Raw genomic sequence first — 2,602 nt, forward strand, 5'->3', positions numbered from 1 at the left:
CGACGACCCCGGACACCCGGCGACCCCACGGCCACCGGGCGTCCAGTACTGCCCACACCGACCCTGACCTGCTGCTATTTACGCGTCAGCGACCCAGGGCGGCTTCGCCGCCCGCCGTGGGGCGGGTAAATGGGCGCGCCGAACATCCCGTAGCCCTTGATCAAAACTGCGTCGCGGGGCGGCAACGCAGGAGGCGAAGGTCAGCTGGTCAGCTACCTGCGGATTTGCCCACGCCGGTTGGTATTTACGCGTCAGGGAGCGGAACGGGGGATCGATTCGGCATGTGCTTCATGCCGCAAGCAAGGCGGTCGAGCATGTGCTCTTTTCCGGGATCGGTGTGCGAGTGGAGCGCGTCAGCGACTCCTCCAGACGCCGTGGCGGTGGAGGCGGTGTCCACCGGTCGGCCTGGCCGGTGTCCGGACACCGAGGCCGGGCGAGACGCGTGCACAGCTCCTACCAACGGAGCTTGGACGAGGACCGTTGGGTGCTCGGCGGGTCGTGGTCCGGGCTCCGGGTACGCCGGTACGTCGACGTGTGGTGCACGGGTCTGCTCGGCCTCTCCGGGAAGAACATCAAGCTCCCTGTCATGAGCAGCTGGTTCACCATGAAGGGGTACCTGCCCGGGAGGAGGCCCGCCCGGCAGTCGTTGACAGATATGTTCAACTGGCCTGACTCTACTAGTGATTCACAAAACGGATACGTGGGGAGTCGGGTATGGCTGTTCAGTACCGGCAGGGCGACGTTCTTCTCCGGGCCGTGCCCAGGCTCCCCGAGGACGCGGAGCCCGTGGCGCGCGAGGGCGGCCGGGTGGTGCTGGCTCACGGGGAGGTGACCGGGCACAGCCACGCGATCGCCGAGCCGCATGCTCACCTGTTCGCCTCGCGCGACGACGAGCTCAACGGGATCACGGACCGGTACCTGGACATCGTCGGGTCGAGCGCCTTGCTGACCCACGAGGAGCACGATCCGATCACCGTGCCCGCGGGAAGGTACCGAGTACTGCGCCAGCGGGAGTTCACCGGGGACGCTGCCACGCGGGACGTGACCGACTGATGCTCGGCAGTCCTCACCGCCCCCGTGAACGCGGAGCCTCCCTGTCGGGGACCCGCTACTTGACCGACGGCCAGTGGGCCGAGGTCGACTGGATCCGCGAGGAGTGGCAGGCGCACGAACAGACCACCGGCCCTGCCGACCGGGCCACCACCGAGACGGCAATCAGCGGGCTGTACCGGATGACGTTCCGGTCGGCGCCGAAGTTCGTCTGGGTCGACTCGCCGGCCGCGGCCGACGAACTGATCCGTACGGCCATCGGCGACGAGCCCGGCCGGTCCCCCTTAGGCCCGCTCGGCCCCTGGCTGCCGACAGCCCACAAGCGCCAGCTCAGGGTGCCGGTGACCCATCTGGAGGAGCAGCGGGTGGCGAGGTGGCTGTCCGGGTTGTCGCAGCCGGTGGCCCAGTCCCTGAGCGGCACCGGCCCGACCTACCCCAGGGGAATCCACAGCTTGCCGGTGCGCACCCATTACAGGGCGGCGCTGTACGAGATTCCGCGTCGGCTCGGCATGAAGTGCTACACGTCCCGATCGAGGCGGCGGCTGGACCTGTGGCAGGACGTGGTCCGTTCGTGCGGCTGGTGGTGGCCCTTCGAAGACGCGTGCGTGGTATCGGAGCGGCCCTTGGAGGTGCACCTGGAACCGGGCCGCCGGGAGGGCACGTTCCGGCTGCACAACAGCGAGGGCCCCGCACTGCTCTACCCCGACGGCTCCGCCGTGCACGCCTGGCACGGTGTGCACGTCCCGAAGTACGTCATCACCGGCGAGCCGGAGGCCGAGGACTGGCTGGATGAGAGCAACAGCGAAGTCCGCCGGGCCATCGCCGAGCGCATGGGCTACGACTGGCTGCTCGACCGCTGCGGGGCGACGAAGTTCGCCAGCGACGACTACGGCTCCCTGTGGCGCATATCCGACCCGCGCGACCAGAACACCCTGGAGCAGGACTACGGCCCGCCGGTCGGTACCGGCCGGTGGTACTACCCGGACGGGAGCGAGCCCGAGGACGACATCGTGCTCGTCGTCGTGGAGAACTCGACTCCTGAGCCGGACGGGTCGTACCGGCAGTACGCGCTGCGGGTCCCGCCCGACCAGAAGGTGCCCCGCGACGCCATCGGATGGACCTTCGGCCTTCGTCCGGGCAGGTACGCCCCGGACCTGATGACCTGAGGAACGGAAACTCGCCACGCCAGGCCGTCGCCCCCGGCGCAGCGGTTGGCGCGCGAGGCGTACGCCTGGGGTCTGTTCCAAGTGGGGACCGTCCCGTACCCCAAGAGCGCCGGCGCACGAAGCCAGATTCGGTGCGAACCCCCGACAGCAACCCATCGAGCTCACCGAAGGACCGATCAGAGCTTTACCGATGCACGACAGACCCGTGCCTCGTCCAAGACCACCACGGACGGAGCAACGAGCCATGGCATCAACAGTCACTCGATACCGAACGTCGCCGGCAACGACCAACGAGACCGGCCAGCGGCCCGGGCCCGTGATGGTCTGGACACCGGAGCAGACCGGCGAGTTCCTCGACCAAGTCGCCGAGCACCGGCTCTACCCGA

2 protein-coding genes are annotated in these 2,602 nt (G+C 68.7%); both read left to right on the top strand.

Annotated elements, in window-relative coordinates; genetic code table 11:
* Positions 1-714: 714 nt before the first annotated feature.
* The gene (locus ACZ4SA_RS36790; RefSeq protein ID WP_468283178.1) at positions 715-1,053 is read left to right on the top strand and encodes a hypothetical protein; all 339 of its coding nucleotides are present in this window, start codon (positions 715-717) and stop codon (positions 1,051-1,053) included.
* Between the two features lie 59 nt (positions 1,054-1,112).
* Positions 1,113-2,216, top strand: a complete 1,104-nt coding sequence (locus ACZ4SA_RS36795) for a DUF6745 domain-containing protein (RefSeq protein WP_468283181.1) — start codon at positions 1,113-1,115, stop codon at positions 2,214-2,216.
* Positions 2,217-2,602 lie beyond the last annotated feature (386 nt).

The organism is Streptomyces sp. NPDC027962, assembly GCF_055566095.1.